The organism is Bradyrhizobium sp., assembly GCF_030693485.1.
Lineage (GTDB): Bacteria > Pseudomonadota > Alphaproteobacteria > Rhizobiales > Xanthobacteraceae > Bradyrhizobium.
In genome coordinates this window covers 19,536-38,741 of sequence record NZ_JAUYAN010000008.1, presented here as the reverse complement: position 1 = coordinate 38,741, position 19,206 = coordinate 19,536, and the positions used below count along the sequence as shown (strand labels likewise).

Sequence of the window (19,206 nt, the reverse complement as noted above, 5' to 3'; positions counted from 1 at the left end):
GGCCTCGCGGTGCATCCGCCGATGCTCTATCTCGGCTATGTCGGCTTTTCGATCTCGTTTTCATTCGCGGTCGCCGCCCTGCTCGAAGGCCGCATCGATGCGGCCTGGGCACGCTGGGTGCGGCCGTGGACGCTGGTGGCGTGGATCTTCCTCACGCTCGGCATCGCGATGGGCTCGTACTGGGCTTACTACGAACTCGGCTGGGGCGGCTGGTGGTTCTGGGATCCGGTCGAGAACGCCTCACTGATGCCGTGGCTGGCGGGCACCGCGCTGCTGCATTCCGCCGTCGTGATGGAGAAGCGCAACGCGCTGAAGGTATGGACCATATTGCTGTCGATCCTGACCTTCTCGCTGTCGCTGCTCGGCACCTTCCTGGTGCGCTCCGGCGTGCTGACATCGGTGCATGCGTTCGCAACCGATCCGACCCGCGGCGTGTTCATCCTGCTGATCCTGTGCATCTTCATCGGCGGCAGTCTTTCGCTCTATGCCTTCAGGGCGACGGCGCTGAAGCAGGGCGGGCTGTTCGCGCCGATCTCGCGCGAGGGCGCGCTGGTGCTCAACAACCTGTTTCTGACAGCGGCGTGCGCGACCGTGTTCATCGGAACGCTGTATCCGCTGGCGCTGGAAGTCCTGACCGGCGACAAGATTTCGGTCGGCGCGCCGTTCTTCAATCTGACCTTCGGGCCGCTGTTCCTGCCCCTGATGCTGGCGGTGCCGTTCGGGCCACTGCTGGCGTGGAAGCGCGGCGATCTGCTGGGTGCGGCGCAGCGCCTGACCGCAGCCGGCATCGCGGCGCTGCTCGCGGTCGCCATGCTGTGGGCGTGGACGCGCGGCGGCAACGCCTTCGCGCCGCTCGCCATCGGGCTGGCCGTCTTTGTCATCGCGGGTGCCTTGACCGACCTCGTCGAGCGCACCGGCCTGTTCCGGGTGCCGTTTGCGATCGCGACGCGGCGCGCGCGGGGGCTGCCGCGTGCGACCTGGGGCTCGGCGTTCGCCCATGCCGGCGTCGGCGTCGCCCTGATCGGGATCGTCTGCGAAACCACGTGGAACAGCGAATATATCGGAACGATGCGGCCCGACGACGTCGCGAAAATCGCCGGCTACGAGTTGAAGCTCGACAACGTCTCGCAGCGGAAGGGACCGAATTTCAGCGAGATGCTGGCGCAGTTCAGTGTCAGCCTCGATGGCCAGCGGCTCAGCGACATGACGCCGTCGAAGCGCAATTTCGCAGCGCGGGGATCCTCGACCACCGAGGCCGCGTTGCTGACCAACGGCGCCAGCCAGCTCTATGTCTCGCTGGGCGAAACCACCGCCGATGGCGCCATCGCGGTGCGCATCTATCACAAGCCGATGGTGCTGCTGATCTGGTGGGGGCCGATCCTGATGGCGCTCGGCGGCGTGCTGTCGCTGTCCGACCGCCGGCTGCGGGTCGGGGCGCCGAAGCCCGCGAAGTCGCTGCGCGGCCTGCAGGCAGCGGAATAAGCGACCTGAAGTGCCTTCAACGCTGTCCGCGCCGACCTTTCATATCCGCAACTACTTGCTTGCGTTTGGCGAACCTTGCCGGATCAGCCTCCTGCTCCGACACCGCAATTGTTGAGAGCATATCAAGCGGTACCCCGAGCGCTCGCGCGAATTTGCGGTGTAAGGCCAGCGGCCCTTGGCGTTTGCCAGCTTCGAGGTCGGACAGATAATTCTGCGTAATCTGAACTCCTTCGGAGTTTGCCAACTCAGTTTGGGTCCAACCGCGGAATTGGCGCAACACACGAATTGGATTCTCGCCGTTTGCTAGACGATCTACGACATCCTTCGGCAACACCGGCGCGCCGTCTGCAACTTCCTTCTTTGCTCGCGCAACCAACCGTGCAGTACCTCTGTCTTCCTCGGCCTCCTGTTCGAAAGCCTTGAGACGTTCATATTCCGCACGTGGGACAATGGCCACTTCACCGTCGGGAGTAGTCTTGAATTTTATCTTCATCAACTTCCTCTCAATCATAGATTTCACGCCGGTGCCCGACCCCTACGACAACAATGGATCCTGCTTCCTCGTAAAAAATAACACGCCAGTCGCCGACACGAAGCCTTGCACCAGCCTGGCCTTTCAGCTTCTTGATATCGCCGTGACCGGTCTCTGCAAAGGCTTCTAGTTTCTTCTTGATCCGGTCTCGAACTTGCGGTGAAAGCTTGAGCCATTGGCGCGTTGCAACGGGTGTGAATCCGACCTGACTCATGGTTTGAATTATCGCATAATGCGATATAGATGTCCAGCCGAAATTTTGATGACGCCCTTGGCGATGCGGAGTAGAAGTTCCAGATGAGGTTGACGCGCATCATTCTGCTAGCTCTGGTCGGCTTGATTTTCTTCGCTTCAATGGCGGCCTATGCCGTGCAGCCCGATGAGGTGATGTCAGATCCGGCGAGGGAATCGCGGGCGCGGGATCTGTCGCGCGAATTGCGCTGCATGGTGTGCCAGAACCAGTCGATCGACGATTCCGATGCGCCGCTGGCGCGCGATCTGCGGCTTCTGGTGCGCGAGCGGATCGCGTCCGGCGACAGCGACGCCCAGGTGATCGACTTCCTGGTGGCGCGTTACGGCGAATTCGTGCTGCTGAAACCGAGGTTCAACGCCCGCACGCTGCTGCTGTGGCTGCTGCCGCCGCTGGCGCTGGCGGGTGGCGGGCTGGCGCTGTGGGTCAATATGCGGCGGCGCTCCGCGGCTTCCGCATCGGAAGACGATTCGCTGATCAAGCTGACGGCGGACGAGGAAGCCCGGCTGGAACGGCTGCTCGATGCGGAAACCTCGCCGCAAAAGCCGGTCTGAGCCTGCGGCTAAGCCGTTGTCTGCCCTGCGATATTCCGCCGCAGCGAGAATTCCCTTCATTACAAAAGTTTAATTCCCCCGCCAGCGCGCGGTAAGGCTGCGGCCCCCATCTTCAGACTCGTAAGGTGCTCGCCCCCGCACCGTCGAATCAGGCTCTGGAGATTGCTACATGACCGAACGTCCCACCGATTTCTCGTCGCTTCCGTCCTATCGCGCGCCGCGCCGCCAGCTGTTTTCCGCCCGCAAGTTTGCGCTGATGGCCTCGGTCGTGGCCGGCCTCGGCGTCGCCGTTTACGGCTTCAGCCCGTCGCATGGTCCGGTCGATGTCTTCTCCAGCGCGGCGCATGCGCAGGTCAGCACCGAAGTCCGCAAGGTGGAGAAGCCGATCGGCTTTGCCGACATCGTCGAGCGCGTGAAGCCGTCGGTGATTTCGGTCAGGGTCAAAATGGCCGAGAAGACCGCTTCCAAGGACGACAGTTCCGGCACCACCGAGGATTCGCCGTTCCAGCCGGGCTCGCCGATGGAGCGCTTCTTCAAGCGCTTCGGCGGACCTGAAGGCCTGCCCCCGGGTCTGCGCGGCGGTCCCCGTGGCGGCCGTACCCCGGTGTCGGGTCAGGGCTCGGGATTCTTCATCTCGGCGGACGGATTTGCCGTGACCAACAACCATGTCGTCGACGGCGCCGACAAGGTCGAAGTCACGCTGGACGACGGCAAGACCTACACCGCCAAGGTAATCGGCACCGATCAGCGCACCGACCTCGCACTGATCAAGGTCGACGGCCGCACCGACTTCCCGTTCGCCAAGCTTTCCGCCGGCAAGCCGCGGATCGGCGACTGGGTGCTGGCGGTCGGCAATCCCTTCGGCCTCGGCGGTTCGGTGACGGCAGGTATCGTTTCGGCCAGCGGCCGTGACATCGGCAGCGGTCCGTATGACGATTTCATCCAGATCGACGCGCCCGTGAACAAGGGCAACTCCGGTGGCCCGGCGTTCGATACGTCAGGTGAAGTCATGGGTGTCAACACCGCGATCTATTCGCCGTCGGGTGGCAGCGTCGGCATTGCGTTCTCGATCCCGGCATCGACGGTCAAGACCGTGATTGCGCAGCTTCAGTCGAAGGGCTCGGTCAGCCGCGGCTGGATCGGCGTCCAGATCCAGCCGGTGACGGCCGACATCGCCGACAGCCTTGGCCTGAAAAAGGCTGAAGGCGCGCTGGTTGCGGAACCGCAGGCCAGCGGTCCGGCCGCGAAGGCCGGCATCCAGTCCGGCGACGTGATCACGGCGGTCAATGGCGAAACGGTCAAGGATGCCCGTGAGCTCGCCCGCACCATCGGCGGCCTCGCGCCCGGCGACGCGGTGAAGCTGAATGTATTGAGCAAGGGCCAGGACAAGGTCATCAACCTGACGCTTGGCCAGTTGCCGAACACGGTGGAAGCCAAGGTCGACACCGACAAGGACAAGGGTAGCGCGACCAGGGGCACCGACGAGCCGAGGCTCGGCCTGACGCTCGCACCGGCCAACACCGTTGCCGGCGCCGGCAAGGACGGCGTCGTGGTGACCGAGGTGGTTCCGAAGAGTGCGGCGGCAGAGCGTGGCTTCAAGGAAGGCGACGTGATTCTCGAGGTCGCCGGCAAGAGCGTCACCAATGCCGGAGACGTGCGCGAAGCCATCAATGCGGCGCGTACCGATAACAAGAACAGCGTGCTGATGCGGGTCAAGAGCGGTGCGTCGTCGCGCTTCGTCGCGGTGCCGCTGGCGAAAGGCTGAGCATCGGACGGTTCAAGAGATGGAGGGTGTCGCCGGCATTAGTCGCCCCCGCCGACGGCTCTTTCCGGGGGGCGGGTCTTAAAGCCCGCTCCCACCAGTTCCCTTTCGGTGGAATACGCCCCCCTCCGTCGGAAGGGTTCAAAGGGCGGTGAAGTCCCCCAGCTTCACCGCCCGCTTTTTTCGCTTGATCGCGAGGCGACGGGTCGCCTTGCATGAGGATGCCGGCCGCGCCATGGTGACAGAGAGCTCAACTTTCCTGACCGCACCCGATCGCCATATGCGCCTTTTGATCATCGAAGACGACCGCGAGTCCGCCGACTATCTGGTCAAGGCGTTTCGCGAGGTCGGCCACATCGCCGATCTCGCCGGCGACGGCGAGGAAGGCCTGTCGCTCGCCGAATCCGGCGACTACGACGTGCTAGTGGTCGACCGCATGCTGCCGAAGCGCGACGGCCTGTCGGTAATCGGCAGCCTGCGTGAGAAGGGCAATCGCACGCCGGTGCTGATTCTCTCGGCGCTCGGCCAGGTCGACGACCGCATCAAGGGCCTGCGCGCCGGCGGCGACGATTACCTGCCGAAACCCTATGCCTTCGCCGAACTGCTGGCGCGGGTCGAAGTGCTGTCGCGCCGCCATGGCGGTCCTTCCGAGGAAACCAGCTACCGGGTCGGCGATCTCGAACTCGACCGGCTTTCGCACCGGGTGGCGCGCGGCAAGGACGAATTGACGCTGCAGCCGCGCGAGTTCCGGCTGCTGGAATATCTGATGAAGCATGCCGGGCAGGTGGTGACGCGAACCATGCTGCTGGAAAATGTCTGGGACTATCATTTCGATCCGCAGACCAACGTCATCGACGTGCATATTTCGCGGCTGCGCTCCAAGATCGACAAGGGTTTCGAGCGGCCCTTGCTGCACACGATCCGCGGCGCGGGCTACATGATCAGGGACGGGATACGCTGAATCCCGCGCTGTCCGCCTTGAACCTCTTCGTGCAGCGTGAGGCAGGCCGTCCAACGTCGCACGTCGTCGATCTCCATGCGGGCAGAAGGCGTTTCGAATCCGTGAGTGAGCAGTAGATCGTCGATAAAGGATCCCGCCGGTGGGCCAAGATCACCGGGAATCCCGGCGCGGCGCCATTTTTCGTTGAAGAGATGGACGAATGTCGCGTTTTCACACCGGGCGTGAAGCTGGTCGCGCCGGGCCGGATCGAACATCGAGGGAACATCGAGCGTGGATAACGGATACGTCGTGTCGATCGATCGGCCCTGGCGCGCGATCCGGTATTTGCTCACCATTTCGGTAAAAAGCACGGTTGCCGTCTCGCCATAGAGCGGCGTCTCGCCGGCCGCGACACATCGCGCCACGCATTCCGACAGCAAGGGATGCCCGGCCGGAAACTTCAGCACGGAGTTCGTCGCCCGCATCGGATCGACGGTTTCCAGCGAGAAGAAGATGTCCTGGGCGGGAAGCTCCTGGCGCAACAGGATGACGTCCTGATCGATCCACCAGCCGCCCAGTCGATGCAGCATGGCATAGCGAAAAAGATTGGCGTGCAGGGCGAAGCTGCCGCGGCTGATGTCGTTCCGGTAGGTCAAAACGTGATCGGTCGGCCAGATTTCGTTGGCATCCCTTCGGACGATCCACGCGGGAACAATGATGGCAGGATCGTAGGTGAAGAGTTCGACGAAGTGGCCGAGGTCCACAAAACTCCGCATGCCCATGAGCTGATAGGGGCCGAGCTGACTGCCATGCCAGAAGAAGCGTACGGTCTCTGCGCAACCCGACAAGTTCAGTACTTCGCGACGACGGGCGCTCCGCCCAGGTCGAACAGATAGTTCGCTCCGACCTTGAATGTCTGCCTGATCAGCGAGCGGCTGACATCGACGGGATCGCCGCCGGGCGTCACATGTGAGGCCAACAACCGCGAACCGAAATCCACGTAATTGTATTCGAACTTGATGGTCCAGTTGCGCGTCAACGCGTGTTCGATGCCGGCACCGACCAGAAAACCGTTCAGGCTGCTGCTTCCCGATCTTTCGGAGAGAACCTGTATACCAAGGGCGCAGCAAATGAAGGTGGAATTGAAGTCAAACGATCCCCAGGCCCAGCCGGCCTTGCCGTAAACCAGCGTGCGGTCGACGGCGATACCGGCGCGGCCGGCGATACTGAACTCGTTGGTGTTCTTCGTGGCAAGCGTCTCGCTGGCAGCGGCCGAGAATGCCGGGGAGTTGGTCGCCTTGCCGTTCGACCAGGCGCCTTCGCCTTCGACACCGAACATCCAATTGCCTTGCTGGTAGTTGCAACCCAGCTGACCGCCAGCGATGACGCCGGTACCGTTGTCGTCTGCTGTGCGACCCGTGCCTTCGAAATTCGTCGCGATAGACGTGCTGATATTCGTGCCGCCAACGTGGGCACCGACGTAACATCCGGTCCAGCTGAACGCCGGCACTGCTGCGATGGATGCTTTGGCAGGTAACCTGAGGTCAGCTGCCGTAGCCGCCGCTGAAGCGATTACCAAAAAGGTCGACGACAGCAGAAGCTTCTTCATTTGCCGTCTCCAAACTAACAAAATGAATCGTGAACCAGATCCCGCATTCTTCTCTACCAGACGAGCAGGCCGAGGCGTGTAACTGAAATGCAACACTGTTCCAATAACGGGAACCCGACGCCTCACCGGCAAGCCAAATTGAATTCAGGCGTATAATCAATGTTTTGCGGGCCATTATGATGCGGGTCGCGGGTGGCTTCCCGTAGTTCCGAGTGTTACGGCGGGTCTGCTTCTCTTGAGAAAGGCACGGCTCCTTCATGCCATTCAGCTTCAAAGACCGTCCTCAGAACATCAGCGGATACGGGGAACAACCGTTCGCCTTTCTCGAGCCGGACGCCCACCAGATTGTCGGCCATATCGCATCCATCGATCTCATCGAAAACGGCGATGGGGCCGCGCGGGTACGCTGGCAAAAAAAGCAACTGGGCAATCTCATCAACCATGCCTACGTTCGGTCCGATTTCTGGCGTCAGAGGATTCCAGCCGGCGTTACTCCGCAAGACGCGTTACAGAGACTTCCGATCCTGTCGCGAAAAGATATCGCCATGCAGGCGCAAAAGGAGGGCTCGCTCTTCCACGACAAGAAACAGGGCAGCCCCGCTACGTACGAAACAACGGGGTCGACGGGCACGCCGCTGAAAGTGTTCGTTTGCGAGCAGAATGGTTACTACAACGAGGTCCGCAGCCTCGCGCAATATTTCATAGACAATCTGCCTCTCGATGAAAACCGCGTTGAAATCAGGCCGGTCGTCCGCTCCGTTGACCTTCGGAGAAAAACGGACCTTCCGACCGTCGATCCGCACTGGGCGGGCCCGTTGAGCAAAATCTATTGCAACGGTTCCAATAGAACGCTGAGATTCAACAATGACGTTGATGGGCTCCTGAGCGAATTAGCCAAGGACCGCGTCGGCTATCTCGTATGCCCCAGTCGAGTCATTGAGCAATTGCTGGATCGCGGTCCGGATCTCGTTGAAAAACTCGGCATCAAGGTCTGGCTTCATCTTTCGGACTATCGAAGCCGGGAGGTCATCGGAAAATTGAAAAGAATAGGGGTACCGAGCCTGTCGAATTTTTCCTCGGGAGAAACCGGGCCGATTGCGTTCGAATGCAGGATGAATGAAGGCTATTACCACGTCGCCCATTCCAACGTCATCGTCGAATGCGATCGCACGCTGACAACCGAATTCGATGGGGAGGTGGTCAGCCGGCTTCTGATCACGCACCTGCACTCCTATGCAACGCCCCTCATTCGCTACGACATCGGAGATTTCGGCAAACTGCATGAGGGATGTCCTTGCGGACATAACGGTCCCACGATTTCTCACATTTATGGAAGGGGAAAGCACTTTCTGCGGCACCCCGATGGGAGATTCATTCCGTTTTATCTTTCCACCCGGTTGCTTCGTGAAGCCGTCGATTTTGAGGAATGCCGGTTTCGGCAAGATGCCCTCGATACCATCACGGTTCAGATCGGAGGGCGGGAGACCCTTGATCGGGACGAAGAGGAAAGACTGAAGGCGACCATTATCGCCGCGACCGATCCGGCGTTTAGCGTGGTAATCAAGCCGGTCCGCGAAATCGACTGGTCCGACAATCCGAAGCGGTTGTTTTTCTCCAGCTCGGTGGTTTGAGGGGCCGATCGGGTATCAACCGTGCTTGTCGCGGGTCTTGGGAAGATCAGGGCGGATCCTTTTGGAAGTCGCCTTCCATTGCTCGTTCCTTTCGTGAACGCTTTGTCACTTTTGGCCGCCGTTAACGCCTGATAGGCTACCAAATGACGAGCACTTCTCAATGAATTCAATGCCCTGTGAGACATGACCCGTGACGGCATTCGGTAAGCTGATCCGCACCACCGCGTTCCGGTTGACGCTGGTCTATCTGTTGCTGTTTGCGCTTTTTGCCGCTTCGCTGCTGGGCTATTTTGCCTGGAATACGCGCCGGCTGATCACCGAGCAGATCACCACGACCGTGAATGCGGAAATCGGCGAGATCAGCGACATCTATGCGCGGCGCGGCTTGCGCGGGCTGGTGTTCACGATCGAGAACCGGGCGCTGCGGCCGGGTGCCAATCTTTATCTCGTGACGACGCCGACCGGGCAGGCCGTCGCCGGCAATGTCGGCTCGCTGTCGCCGGGCGTGATGGCAACCCAGGGCTGGTCGGAGACCGCCTACCGGCGGCTCGACGAACAGGATAGCCGTCACCATCGCGCGCTGGTCAGCGTCACCGAACTCTCAAGCGGTTTCCGGCTGCTGATCGGGCGCGACCTCGAGGAGCGGCGTCGGCTGTTCGGCATCGTCGTGAAGGCCGCCAACTGGTCGTTGCTGGTCGTCGTGGTGCTCGGGCTCGGCGGCGGCGTCTTTGTCGCGCGCAGGGTGCTGCGGCGGATCGACGCCATGACCGGCACCACCCAGCGCATCATGGCGGGCGATTTGACCGGGCGGCTGCCGGTCGGGCGCAGCGGCGACGAACTCGACCGCCTGGCGGAAAACCTCAACGCCATGCTGGAGCGGATCGAGGCCCTGATGACGGGGCTGAAGGAAGTTTCCGACAACATCGCGCACGATCTGAAGACGCCGCTGACGCGGCTGCGCAATCGCGCCGAAGAGGCGCTGGCGAAATCCGGCAGCGAGGCCGATTACCGCAGCGCGCTGGAACGGACCATCGAGGAATCCGACGGCCTGATCCGCACCTTCAATGCGCTGCTGATGATCGCGCGCGCCGAGTCCGGGCAGGCGCGCGGCAACATGGATGATTTCGATGCCGCCGACGTCGCCAGGGGCATTCAGGAACTCTACGAACCGCTGGCCGAAGACAATGACATGACCTTGCGCGTCAAGACCGCGCCGGCACCCCTTCACGGCAACCGCGAATTGATCAGCCAGGCACTCGCCAATCTGGTGGAGAATGCAATCAAATACGGCAAGCCGCTTCCCTCCATTCAGCCACTTGGCAACGGCGCGGTCGACGGCACCCATGAAATCTGGATCGAGGCGCGGCGCGACGGCGCTTCCGTGCTGCTGAGCGTCACCGACCACGGGCCGGGGATACCGGAAGCCGACCGCAGCCATGCGGTGGAGCGGTTTGTGCGGCTGGAAGCCAGCCGCACCCAGCCGGGCTCCGGGCTTGGCCTCAGCCTGGCCTCGGCGGTGGCGACGCTGCATGGCGGCGAACTCCGGCTCGGCGACGGCCATCCCGGCCTGACCGCGACCTTGGCCATCCCGGCCCGGACCGGCGCCAGTGACAGGCTTGCGGCCCAAACGCCGGATGTGCCACAGAAGGTGGCATGACCTCATCCGCGAAGGGCGACGCGGACCAACATCGTCTGGCCGCGCGGTTCGTGGACGGACCGCATGTGTCCGACGCCGAAAAGGCCGAACAGCGACTGGCAGACTGGCTGACCGATCTGGCGCCGGCGCAGGCGGCTGCAATCGCCGATCTGACCGGCCGCTCGCCGCGCGCCAGGACCGTTCTTCTCGGCATCGCCGAAGCCTCTCCCTATCTGTTCGATCTCTTGCGCGCCGACGCCGCCCGGGCGATCCGGCTGCTCGAATGCGAGCCGGAGCCGCATCTGACCCGGCTGATCGAAAACACCTGCCGCGACGTCGCGGCCGCGTCGGCCGAAGCCGACGTGATGCAACTGCTTCGCCGCATGAAATCGGAGGCGGCGCTGCTGATCGCGCTGTGCGATATCGGCGGCCTCTGGCCGGTCATGCAGGTAACCGCGGCGCTCACCGATCTCGCGGTCGCCTCGGTGCAGGCGGCGCTGCGCTTTCTGCTGCGGCAGGAAGCCGGGCGCGGCAGGCTGGTGCCGCCGAGCTTTGATTCTCCCGAGGACAACAGCGGCCTCGTCGTGCTCGCGATGGGCAAGATGGGCGCCGGCGAGCTGAATTATTCCAGCGACATCGACCTGATCGTGTTCTTCGATTCCGAAGCGCGGACGCTGGCGCCCGACATCGAGCCGCAGACCTTCTTCGTGCGCGTCACCCAGGCGCTTGCGCGAATCTTGCAGCAGCGCAACGGCGACGGCTATGTGTTCCGGGTCGATCTGCGGCTGCGGCCGGATCCATCCTCCACCCAGGTCGCGATCTCGATGGCCGCGGCGCTGCATTATTACGAGCGGGACGGGCGGACCTGGGAGCGCGCGGCCATGATCAAGGCGCGGCCCTGCGCCGGGGATGCCAAAGCCGGCGAGGCGCTCGTGGCGGAAATCGCCCCCTTCGTCTGGCGCAAGCATCTGGATTTCGCGGCGCTGGCCGACGTTCACGACATGAAGCGGCAGATGCAGACCTTTCGCGGCCAGAGCGAGATCGCGGTCGAGGGGCACAACGTCAAGGTCGGGCGCGGCGGCATCCGCGAGATCGAATTTTTCGCGCAGACCCAGCAATTGATCGCCGGTGGCCGCCATCCGGAATTGCGGGTGCGGCCGACGCTGGAAGCGCTCGGCGTGCTCGCCACGAGCAACTGGATCACCTTCGAGGCCCGCGACGAGCTCACCGCGGCCTACATCTTCCTGCGGCGGGTCGAACACCGGCTGCAGATGGTCGCGGACGAGCAGACCCATGCTCTGCCCGACGACGCCGAGGCGATGGAGCGTTTTGCGAATTTCTTCGGCTATCAGGGCCGCGCCGCTTTCGCCAGCGACCTGCTAGGCCATCTCAATGTGGTTCAGGGGCATTACGGCAAGCTGTTCGAGGGCGATCCCGCCGGCACCGCGCAATTGCCCGCGGCGGATTACAGCGCCGGTCCCGATGACCCCAGGCTGATCGAGCATCTGGTCTCGCTCGGTTTCAAGAAACCGGTCGTGGTGGCGGGAACCGTCCAGCAATGGCTGACCGGCGATTATCGCGCGCTGCGCATCGAGGCGACGCGCAACGCCTTCGTCGAATTCATCCCGGGGTTGATCGACGGCCTGGCGCATTCCGAACAGCCCGACAATGCGGTATCGGCATTCGACCGCTTCCTCGGGGCGTTGCAGCGCGGCGGCCGGCTGATCTCGCTGCTGAGCCAGAACCGCGAGCTGGTTGCGCTGGTGGCGCTGATCCTCGGCACCGCACCCCGGCTCGGCGACATGCTGGCGCGGCAGCCGCAGATCATGGACGGGTTGATCGATCCGCGCTTCTTCGGCGCCATGCCGGACCAGCGCGAACTGTCGATGCGGCTCGCCGCGACGCTGGCGGACGCCAACGCCTATGAAGAGTTTCTCGACCGGTTGCGGTTGTTCGGCCAGGAGAGCCTGTTCCTGATCGGCACGCGGATCCTGTCCGGCACGGTCTCCGCCCAGCAGGCCAGCGTCGCCTTCGCCGACGTCGCCGAGGGCATCGTCCACACCGTGCATGGCCTGGTCACCGACCGGTTCGCGGCCCAGCACGGCCGCATCAAGGGTCAGCAGACCGCGATCCTGGCGATGGGCCGGCTCGGCAGCCGCGAGATGACGGCATCATCCGATCTCGACCTGATCCTGCTGTATGATTTCGATCACGAGCATCCCGATTCCGACGGCGAGCGGTCGCTGCACGGCGCGCAATATTTTGCCCGCTTCACCCAGCGGCTGATCAGCGCCTTCACGACGCGGACCAATTACGGCGTGCTCTACGATGTCGACATGCGGCTGCGCCCTTCGGGGCGCGCCGGGCCGGTGGCCTCGCGGATCGATTCCTTTGCCGACTATCAGGAGCGCGAAGCCTGGACCTGGGAGCACATGGCGCTGACCCGCGCGCGCGTGATCTCGGCGCCGCCGGAATTGCGCGCCCGTATTGAGAGCGTCATTCGCGCTGCGCTGACGCGGCCGCGCGACCGCGCCGCCGTTGCCGGCGACGTCGCGGACATGCGCCGCGCCATCGCGCAGGAGAAGGGCGAGGGCGACGTCTGGGACCTGAAATATGCCGCCGGAGGCCTGGTCGATATCGACTTCATCGCGCAGTATCTCCAGCTGGTCCACGCCGCCGACAAGCCAGATATTCTCGACGTCTCCACGATGCAGGTACTCGACAGTGCGGCGCGGCTCGGCGTGCTGCCGCAATCGGCCGCGGAGACCTTGCGGTCGGCGACGCGGCTCTATCATGATCTCACGCAAATCCTGCGGCTCTGCGTCACCGAAAAATTCAAGCCGGAGACCGCTGGCGAAGATCTGCTGCGCGTGCTGGCACGGGCCGGCGATGCCCCGGACTTTTCCTCGCTGCAGGCGCGGGTCAAGGAAACCCAGACCGAGGTAAGGCGGGTGTTCGGGGAAATCCTCGAGGGGCGGAGCTGAAGCACCGAAGATGATGACGCCCCGCTTTCGAACAAGCCGTCACCTCCCGGTGACCTTGTCCGAGAAATTCGCTCAGACCGAAGGTGGCATCGTCAGAGCGGGGAGCTGGACGGCGATCAAAGTCAGATGCGACGAAGGCACAATCCAGACCGTCGGCGCGGGCCGCGAGCCGGCGTCCCTCCGGTTTTTAGCCTTTCGGCCCAGCTAGCGGAACAAGAACAAGGGTGATGCGTTCCCTTCACGGAATTGCCAGGCCATTGAGGGAAATCAATGACAAGCCCGAGCTCGTCTAGTTTGTTGATGGCATGGGTTTCTCCTTGTCGATGAGGTGAACGATGACGGCTTTCGCTCGCACGGCAGCGTTCCTTGTCGCCACGGCTGGGTTGATGGGATGGGCTCTGGCGCAGGACCGGCCGGCCAAGCCGCAAGGTCATGCTCCCGCGAAGTTCGACCTGAAAACGCTCGGAGTACCCGACATCTCGACCCTGCCCGACACCGCCGACGGCAAGATGATCAGGTACGGCCACGAGCTCCTGACCGAAACGTTCGCGCATATCGGCCCGGAGGCCGCGGACGCCGGCAGGCGGTTCTCCGGCAACAACCTCTCCTGCCAGAGCTGCCATCTCCAGGCGGGCGCGCAAACCTACTCGATGCCCTATCTCGGCGTTTGGGGCGCTTTCCCGCAATATCGCGGGCGCGAGAACGAGGTGTCGACCCTGGAGGAACGCATCAACGGCTGCATGCATCGATCCATGAACGGCAAGCCGCTGCCGCTCGATTCGCGCGAGATGAAGGGAATGCTTGCCTATATGAAATGGCTCTCGACCGGCGTGCCCGTGGGGGCCAGCCTTGTCGGCGCCGGCACGCTCCCGATCAAGGAGCCCAACCGGGCCGCCGATCCGGCGCGCGGCGCCGAGGTCTATGCCGAGAAATGTGGCGCTTGCCATGACGACAAGGGCCAGGGTGTCCGTCACGGGGAGGTCGGCGACGCAAAGGGCTATCAGTTCCCGCCGCTCTGGGGCCCGGACAGCTATAACAATGGCGCCGGCATGTATCGCGTGCTGACGGCGGCGGCCTTCGTCAAGAACAACATGCCGGCGGGCACGACCTTCGCGGACCCGGTTATCTCGGACGACGATGCCTACGACGTCGCAGCATTCATCAACAGCCAGCCGCGCCCGGAGAAGGCCGATCTCGACAAGGATTTTCCGGATCGCCTGAAGAAGCCCGTCGATGCACCGTTCCCGCCGTGGATCGACGGCTTCAGTGCGGAGCAGCACAAGTACGGCCCCTTCGCGCCGATCCGGCAGAAGATGAAAGAGTTGAATGCCGCTGCTTCCAAAGCACCTGTACGCGAGGTTAAGTAACCCTGTACCGGAAAAATCCGACATGATCCTTCATGGGCGCCGTGGACACGTCGAAATGCGGAAAACGAGCGGCGCGACGGTCGTGTTGCCGCCTCCGTCGAACATGCCCCGCTCATTGTAAGCGCTGTTGTTCAGCGACACCATGGTCCAGGCGGCCGACCGGCAGTAGATCAGTGGCGGTGTTCAATCCGGCGAGAGCGGCATTCTGGATCTCCACGCCGCTGTCGGGCAGGCCCACAACGGCGGAGCATTTCGGTTGAGCTCCTTGATGGAGCACTGGATGCCGCAGACGGCACCTCTGCGAGGTCGATCACGATGATCCCTTGCACACTGGATGATCTCTAGAATGCAAGAGGATGATGGATTGGTTTCGAACTTGGTCGAGAAGTCGCTCCGGGCTAGCTAGCTAGGCCGCCACGGAGATCTTGGCCCTGGCCTTGCGGGCGTCACGCGGCAGCGAGACGCAGACCACGGTGCCGGCGCCGAGTTTCGAGCGCAGCTTCATCGACCCGCCGTGCAGATTAGTCAGCGAGCGCGCGATCGCCAGCCCCAGCCCGGAGCCGTGATAGGTTTTTGTCAATTGGCTCTCGACCTGCTCGAACGGCCGGCCCAGCCGCAGCAGCGAATGCGGGGCGATGCCGATGCCGGTGTCGGCGATCATCAACACGATGGAATCGGCGAGCACCCGGCTTCGCACCACCACCTTGCCGCCATCGGGCGTGAACTTGACCGCATTGGACAACAGGTTGACGATGATCTGCTTGACCGCGCGGCGATCGGCCACCACCGAAATCGCGCCGTCGATGTCCGCGTTGAGCGACAAATGCTTGTCGTCGGCGCGTCCGGACACCACCCGCAGCGATTCCGCCAGCGTTTTCGACAGGTCGAGCTGCTCCATGTCGAGCTTCATCCGGCCGGCCTCGATCTTCGACATGTCGAGGATATCGTTGATGACTTCCAGCAGATAGTGCCCGCTGGTGAGAATGTCGTGGCAGTATTCCTGGTATTTTTCCGAGCCGAGGGTGCCGAACATCCCGCTTCCCATGATCTCGGAAAACCCGATGATGGCGTTGAGCGGGGTGCGCAGTTCGTGGCTCATATTGGCCAGGAACTTTGACTTGGTCTGGTTGGCTTCCTCGGCGCGGTTCTTTTCTTCGGAGTATTTTTCGGCGAGGTCGGCGAGTTCGATCTGCGAACGCTTCAGGTCGATCACGGTGGCGCGCAGGCGAAGGTCGTTGTCGACCAGCTTCTGTTCGTGCTCCTTGATGCGGGTAATGTCGGTGCCGACCGAGACATAGCCGCCATCCTTGGTGCGGCGTTCGCTGATGTGCAGCCAGTTGCCGTCATCCAGTTGCGCCTCGAAGGTGCGCGCGCCCGGCGCCCGAGAGGCTGAGTCGTGCAGCCGGGTGCGGACTTCCGGCATGGAGCCTACTTCGATCACGGTTTCATAGGAGGTGCCCGGCGTCACGGCGGTATCCGGCAGCCGGTGCAGGCGCTGGAAGTGCGAATTGCAGAGCACCAGGCGGTCTTCCGCGTCCCACAGCACGAACGCTTCCGGGATGGTCTCGATCGCATCGCGCAGCCGCAGGTCGGCCTCCACGGTTCGCTCGGCGAGGCTCTTCTGCTCGGTGATGTCGACGGCAATGCCGATCAGATGCAGGCCGGCATCGGTCTCGCCCCGGCTGAGCTCGCAGCGGACCCGCAGCCAGATCCAGTGGCCGCTGGAATGCTGCATCCGGAAACTCTGGTCGATTTGGGTGATCTTGCCGGAGATGAGCTGGTCGCCGATCGCGAACAGGTCGATGTCGTCGGATTTCACCAGCGCGTTGACCTCGCCGAAGGTCAGGAGGTCGTTGCGGGTGTCGAGCCCCAGCATCGTGAACATCGATTGCGACCAGAAAATCCTGCCGCGTGACAAGTCCCAGTCCCACAATCCGCAGCGTCCGCGGTTGAGCGCGGTATCGATCCGGCCGCGCACCGCGTCATTGATGAGATCGCCCTCGCGCGCCCGGGTCGACTGCCAGTGGAAGGCAAAGCCGAGGATCAGCACCACGAAGCCGGTGGTGGCGGAAAGCGTCACCGACAGTGCGGCGTCCGACCGCCAGATCGAATCGACCTTTTCCTGGATGATGATGACTTGGCCGGGCAGCGCCTTGACGACACGCTGGATTGCCAGCGCGCCGTTGCCGTTGGGCAGCACGATGTCGGTGACGTTGCCCTGCTGCGACGTTCCGCTGAGCGCCAGCGCGGCGCTGATGGCCTCGAGAACGCTGGCGGTATCACCCAGCACGGTTTCGATCGGGACGCGGGCGAGAACCCGCTGGTCGGCGCCGGTGACGATGACGTGGCGGCCGGCGGCGACGCCCCAGGATGGAATGAGGCCGGGCAGCAGGCTCTGCAGGCGCTCGATGGTTGCGGCCCGATCCTGCCGGACCGAGGTGATGCGGTCGAGACGCTCGGTGAGCAGATCGGCGACCGCCGCAAGGTCGCGCTTGAGCGTCCCGCGCTTCTGCCGGTTCTGATCGACGACCTGGACGAATGCGCCAAGGCAAATCGTGATCAGGAAGGCAATGATGAGTGTAGGCACCGCGCGGCGGAGCGCAGGCTCCGCTACCAACAGCCGATGGTAGGCCGGTTTCGCGATCGACTGCGCCAATCCCTTGATCGAATCGGATTGGACGCACGCGCTCGCCGCGTCTGCGCGCGCCATACCTAGACCCCCTCGGAGAACCTTCTGCACCGGTTCGGAAGCGGCCCCAGTCACTTCCGAATCACAGGGATTTGAATCCAGTTTGGCCGGGCTGTCGAGAGTCAACGATTCGTTAATTAAAATAAATGTTGTCCAACGGCGAATCGAGACTCGGAAATGCCCGCAAAATCACCGGCAAGGTGAGTCCGAAAGCAGAACGCTCGCCCGATGCCGGTTTTCACGCCGGGTGCGGCGGCTCGGCGTGGCTGATGACGCGCTTCACCGTCGGGAACGCGCGGCGCAGCGCGCGCTCGATCTCGTCGACATTCTCATGCACCTTGATCACGCTCATCGAGGGCGCGGCGCGGCAGTGGAAGTTGACGATCTCGCCGGCATCGGTGTCGCGCACCCGCACATTATGCACGTCATGGATGGCGCCGTCGGCGGCAAAGCGCGTCAGCGCCGCCTTGATGGTTTCGACCCGTTCCGGCGCGGCATCGGTCCCCTGCGGCAGTTCCGGTTCCAGCGGCTCGATGTGGGTGTCGACTTCGACGTCTTCGCCGAATTCGTCGCGGATGTTGCGCTCCAGCCCGTGGGCGATGTCGTGGGCCGCCGTCAGTTCCATCTCGCCGTCGACTTCGAGGTCGATGCTGACGGTCAGCCTGCCGCCGAGGTCGTGCACCGTGACATGGTGGACCGCGAGGCCGGAATTGCGCGCGATCACCATGATGCGTTCCCGCACGCTTTCATTGTCGCGTGCGACCGGCACGGCGGTGAACGTCAGGTCGGCGTCGCCGAGCGCCCTGCTGACGGCGGCCTGGGCCACGCGCTTGATCTCCTCGACGCGATCGATCGGATAGGTGCGCGGCACCTGCACGATGGCGTCGATGAAGTGGGTGGCGCCGACCATCCGCACCCGCAGCCGCTCGATATCGACCACGCCGGGCGCCGTCCTGATCGCGGCATCGGCCTTCTCCGGGACGCCCGCGGGCGCGCGGTCGAGCAGGGTCTCCACGGTGGAGCGCGTCATCCTCACGCCGAGCAGGCCGATGATCAGGGCGACGGCGATGGCGGCAGCCGCATCGCCCCACCAGAAGCCGAGGCCGGCCAGGATGAGGCCGGCGATAACGGCAAAGGAACCGAACATGTCGGAGGCGAAGTGCAGTGCATCGGCGGCGAGCGCCTGGCTGTGCGTTTCGCGCGCGGCACGGTGCAGCGCCCTGGCGCGCCACAAATTCACGGCGATCTCGACCACGAGCACGATGAAGGGGATGGCCGAGAGGGTCGGCGGCGGCGCGCGTTCGCTGAGGCGGCTCCAGGATTCGACCAGGATGCCTCCCGCCAGCACATAGAGCAAGGCGGTGATGCCGAGCGCCGAAAGGCTCTCGAACTTGCCATGGCCGTAGTGATGTTCGGCGTCCGCAGGCTGGTCGGAAACCCGCACCACCGCCCAGGTGATGATGGTGGCCACCATGTCGATCACGCTGTGCAACGCATCGGAAATCATCGCCAGCGAGCCGATGGCGATGCCGACGGCGAGTTTCGCCGCGGCCATGGCGGCGCTGGCGAAAATCGAGATCGCCGCGACGCGGGCCTTGAGGTTGTGAACGGGGTGAACCATGGGCCGTCGTGTAGCAGCCCGGCTTGCCGGTTAAAAGCGCGGATCGGCCGGTGCAATCGCCACTCACTCGCAGCAGGGATTGTTGCGAATTGTCCTGATTTAAGGCGCGGCTCCCCAGGGTGGGCAAAGCGCAGCGTGCCCACCCTTCA

At 63.4% G+C, this 19,206-nt stretch carries 14 protein-coding genes; 8 read left to right on the top strand and 6 right to left on the bottom strand.

Translation table 11 applies throughout. The features are described from left to right. A partial coding sequence (locus tag Q8N40_RS00645) for a heme lyase CcmF/NrfE family subunit (RefSeq protein ID WP_305710436.1) occupies positions 1–1,482 on the top strand: 1,482 nt, incomplete at its 5' end. 16 nt (positions 1,483–1,498) lie between these two features. On the opposite strand, the gene Q8N40_RS00640 is transcribed toward Q8N40_RS00645, so the two are convergent. Both Q8N40_RS00640 and Q8N40_RS00635 read right to left on the bottom strand, forming a co-directional pair. Further along, positions 1,499–1,975 carry a helix-turn-helix transcriptional regulator gene (locus Q8N40_RS00640; RefSeq protein WP_305710435.1) on the bottom strand — a complete coding sequence of 159 codons (477 nt, stop codon included), beginning with the start codon at positions 1,973–1,975 and terminating at the stop codon, positions 1,499–1,501. 10 nt (positions 1,976–1,985) lie between these two features. Beyond that, the gene (locus tag Q8N40_RS00635; protein ID WP_305710434.1) at positions 1,986–2,228 is read right to left on the bottom strand and encodes a type II toxin-antitoxin system RelE/ParE family toxin; all 243 of its coding nucleotides are present in this window, start codon (positions 2,226–2,228) and stop codon (positions 1,986–1,988) included. An 83-nt stretch (positions 2,229–2,311) separates the two neighbouring features. On the opposite strand from Q8N40_RS00635, the gene Q8N40_RS00630 reads away from it, so the two are divergent. The 3 genes from Q8N40_RS00630 to Q8N40_RS00620 all read left to right on the top strand — a co-directional run bounded on the left by Q8N40_RS00630 (position 2,312) and on the right by Q8N40_RS00620 (position 5,541). Next, positions 2,312–2,818: a cytochrome c-type biogenesis protein gene (locus tag Q8N40_RS00630; RefSeq protein WP_305710433.1), complete on the top strand. Its 507-nt coding sequence runs from the start codon at positions 2,312–2,314 to the stop codon at positions 2,816–2,818. A 169-nt stretch (positions 2,819–2,987) separates the two neighbouring features. Beyond that, positions 2,988–4,583, top strand: a complete 1,596-nt coding sequence (locus tag Q8N40_RS00625; RefSeq protein WP_305710432.1) for a Do family serine endopeptidase — start codon at positions 2,988–2,990, stop codon at positions 4,581–4,583. Positions 4,584–4,860: 277 nt separating this feature from the next. Beyond that, complete coding sequence (locus tag Q8N40_RS00620; protein WP_305322447.1) at positions 4,861–5,541, top strand: response regulator transcription factor; 681 nt, start codon at positions 4,861–4,863, stop codon at positions 5,539–5,541. On the opposite strand, the gene Q8N40_RS00615 is transcribed toward Q8N40_RS00620, so the two are convergent. Together Q8N40_RS00615 and Q8N40_RS00610 are read right to left on the bottom strand one after the other, a co-directional pair. Further along, positions 5,514–6,368, bottom strand: a complete 855-nt coding sequence (locus tag Q8N40_RS00615) for a glycosyltransferase (protein WP_305710431.1) — start codon at positions 6,366–6,368, stop codon at positions 5,514–5,516. The genes Q8N40_RS00620 and Q8N40_RS00615 overlap by 28 nt on opposite strands. A 2-nt stretch (positions 6,369–6,370) precedes the next feature. Then, on the bottom strand, positions 6,371–7,129 hold the full coding sequence (locus tag Q8N40_RS00610; RefSeq protein WP_305710430.1) for an outer membrane protein: 759 nt from the start codon (positions 7,127–7,129) through the stop codon (positions 6,371–6,373). 257 nt (positions 7,130–7,386) lie between these two features. Here Q8N40_RS00610 and Q8N40_RS00605 point away from each other — a divergent pair, with 257 nt between their 5' ends. The 4 genes from Q8N40_RS00605 to Q8N40_RS00590 all read left to right on the top strand — a co-directional run bounded on the left by Q8N40_RS00605 (position 7,387) and on the right by Q8N40_RS00590 (position 14,747). Continuing rightward, a complete protein-coding gene (locus Q8N40_RS00605; protein ID WP_305710429.1) occupies positions 7,387–8,760 on the top strand; it encodes a hypothetical protein in 1,374 nt (457 codons plus the stop codon). A 190-nt stretch (positions 8,761–8,950) separates the two neighbouring features. Further along, complete coding sequence (locus tag Q8N40_RS00600) at positions 8,951–10,417, top strand: HAMP domain-containing sensor histidine kinase (RefSeq protein ID WP_305710428.1); 1,467 nt, start codon at positions 8,951–8,953, stop codon at positions 10,415–10,417. Next, complete coding sequence (locus tag Q8N40_RS00595) at positions 10,414–13,380, top strand: bifunctional [glutamine synthetase] adenylyltransferase/[glutamine synthetase]-adenylyl-L-tyrosine phosphorylase (RefSeq protein ID WP_305710427.1); 2,967 nt, start codon at positions 10,414–10,416, stop codon at positions 13,378–13,380. Before Q8N40_RS00600 ends, Q8N40_RS00595 begins: the two co-directional genes overlap by 4 nt. Before the next feature lie 335 nt (positions 13,381–13,715). Beyond that, the gene (locus Q8N40_RS00590) at positions 13,716–14,747 is read left to right on the top strand and encodes a c-type cytochrome (protein WP_305710426.1); all 1,032 of its coding nucleotides are present in this window, start codon (positions 13,716–13,718) and stop codon (positions 14,745–14,747) included. A gap of 406 nt (positions 14,748–15,153) precedes the next feature. Here Q8N40_RS00590 and Q8N40_RS00585 read toward each other — a convergent pair whose 3' ends face one another. Continuing rightward, a complete protein-coding gene (locus Q8N40_RS00585; protein WP_305710425.1) occupies positions 15,154–17,457 on the bottom strand; it encodes a PAS domain-containing sensor histidine kinase in 2,304 nt (767 codons plus the stop codon). Between the two features lie 217 nt (positions 17,458–17,674). Next, positions 17,675–19,057, bottom strand: coding sequence for a cation diffusion facilitator family transporter (locus Q8N40_RS00580; protein WP_305322300.1), 1,383 nt, complete (start codon positions 19,055–19,057; stop codon positions 17,675–17,677). Positions 19,058–19,206 lie beyond the last annotated feature (149 nt).

Excerpts from the sequence above, each read along its gene's own strand:
- Q8N40_RS00640 (WP_305710435.1), bottom strand. The coding sequence starts at position 1,975 with ATGAAGATAAAATTCAAGACTACTCCCGACGGTGAAGTGGCCATTGTC.
- Q8N40_RS00635 (WP_305710434.1), bottom strand. The coding sequence starts at position 2,228 with ATGAGTCAGGTCGGATTCACACCCGTTGCAACGCGCCAATGGCTCAAG.
- Q8N40_RS00630 (WP_305710433.1), top strand. The coding sequence starts at position 2,312 with ATGAGGTTGACGCGCATCATTCTGCTAGCTCTGGTCGGCTTGATTTTC.
- Q8N40_RS00625 (WP_305710432.1), top strand. The coding sequence starts at position 2,988 with ATGACCGAACGTCCCACCGATTTCTCGTCGCTTCCGTCCTATCGCGCG.
- Q8N40_RS00620 (WP_305322447.1), top strand. The coding sequence starts at position 4,861 with ATGCGCCTTTTGATCATCGAAGACGACCGCGAGTCCGCCGACTATCTG.
- Q8N40_RS00610 (WP_305710430.1), bottom strand. The coding sequence starts at position 7,129 with ATGAAGAAGCTTCTGCTGTCGTCGACCTTTTTGGTAATCGCTTCAGCG.
- Q8N40_RS00605 (WP_305710429.1), top strand. The coding sequence starts at position 7,387 with ATGCCATTCAGCTTCAAAGACCGTCCTCAGAACATCAGCGGATACGGG.
- Q8N40_RS00595 (WP_305710427.1), top strand. The coding sequence starts at position 10,414 with ATGACCTCATCCGCGAAGGGCGACGCGGACCAACATCGTCTGGCCGCG.
- Q8N40_RS00590 (WP_305710426.1), top strand. The coding sequence starts at position 13,716 with ATGACGGCTTTCGCTCGCACGGCAGCGTTCCTTGTCGCCACGGCTGGG.
- Q8N40_RS00585 (WP_305710425.1), bottom strand. The coding sequence starts at position 17,457 with ATGGCGCGCGCAGACGCGGCGAGCGCGTGCGTCCAATCCGATTCGATC.
- Q8N40_RS00580 (WP_305322300.1), bottom strand. The coding sequence starts at position 19,057 with ATGGTTCACCCCGTTCACAACCTCAAGGCCCGCGTCGCGGCGATCTCG.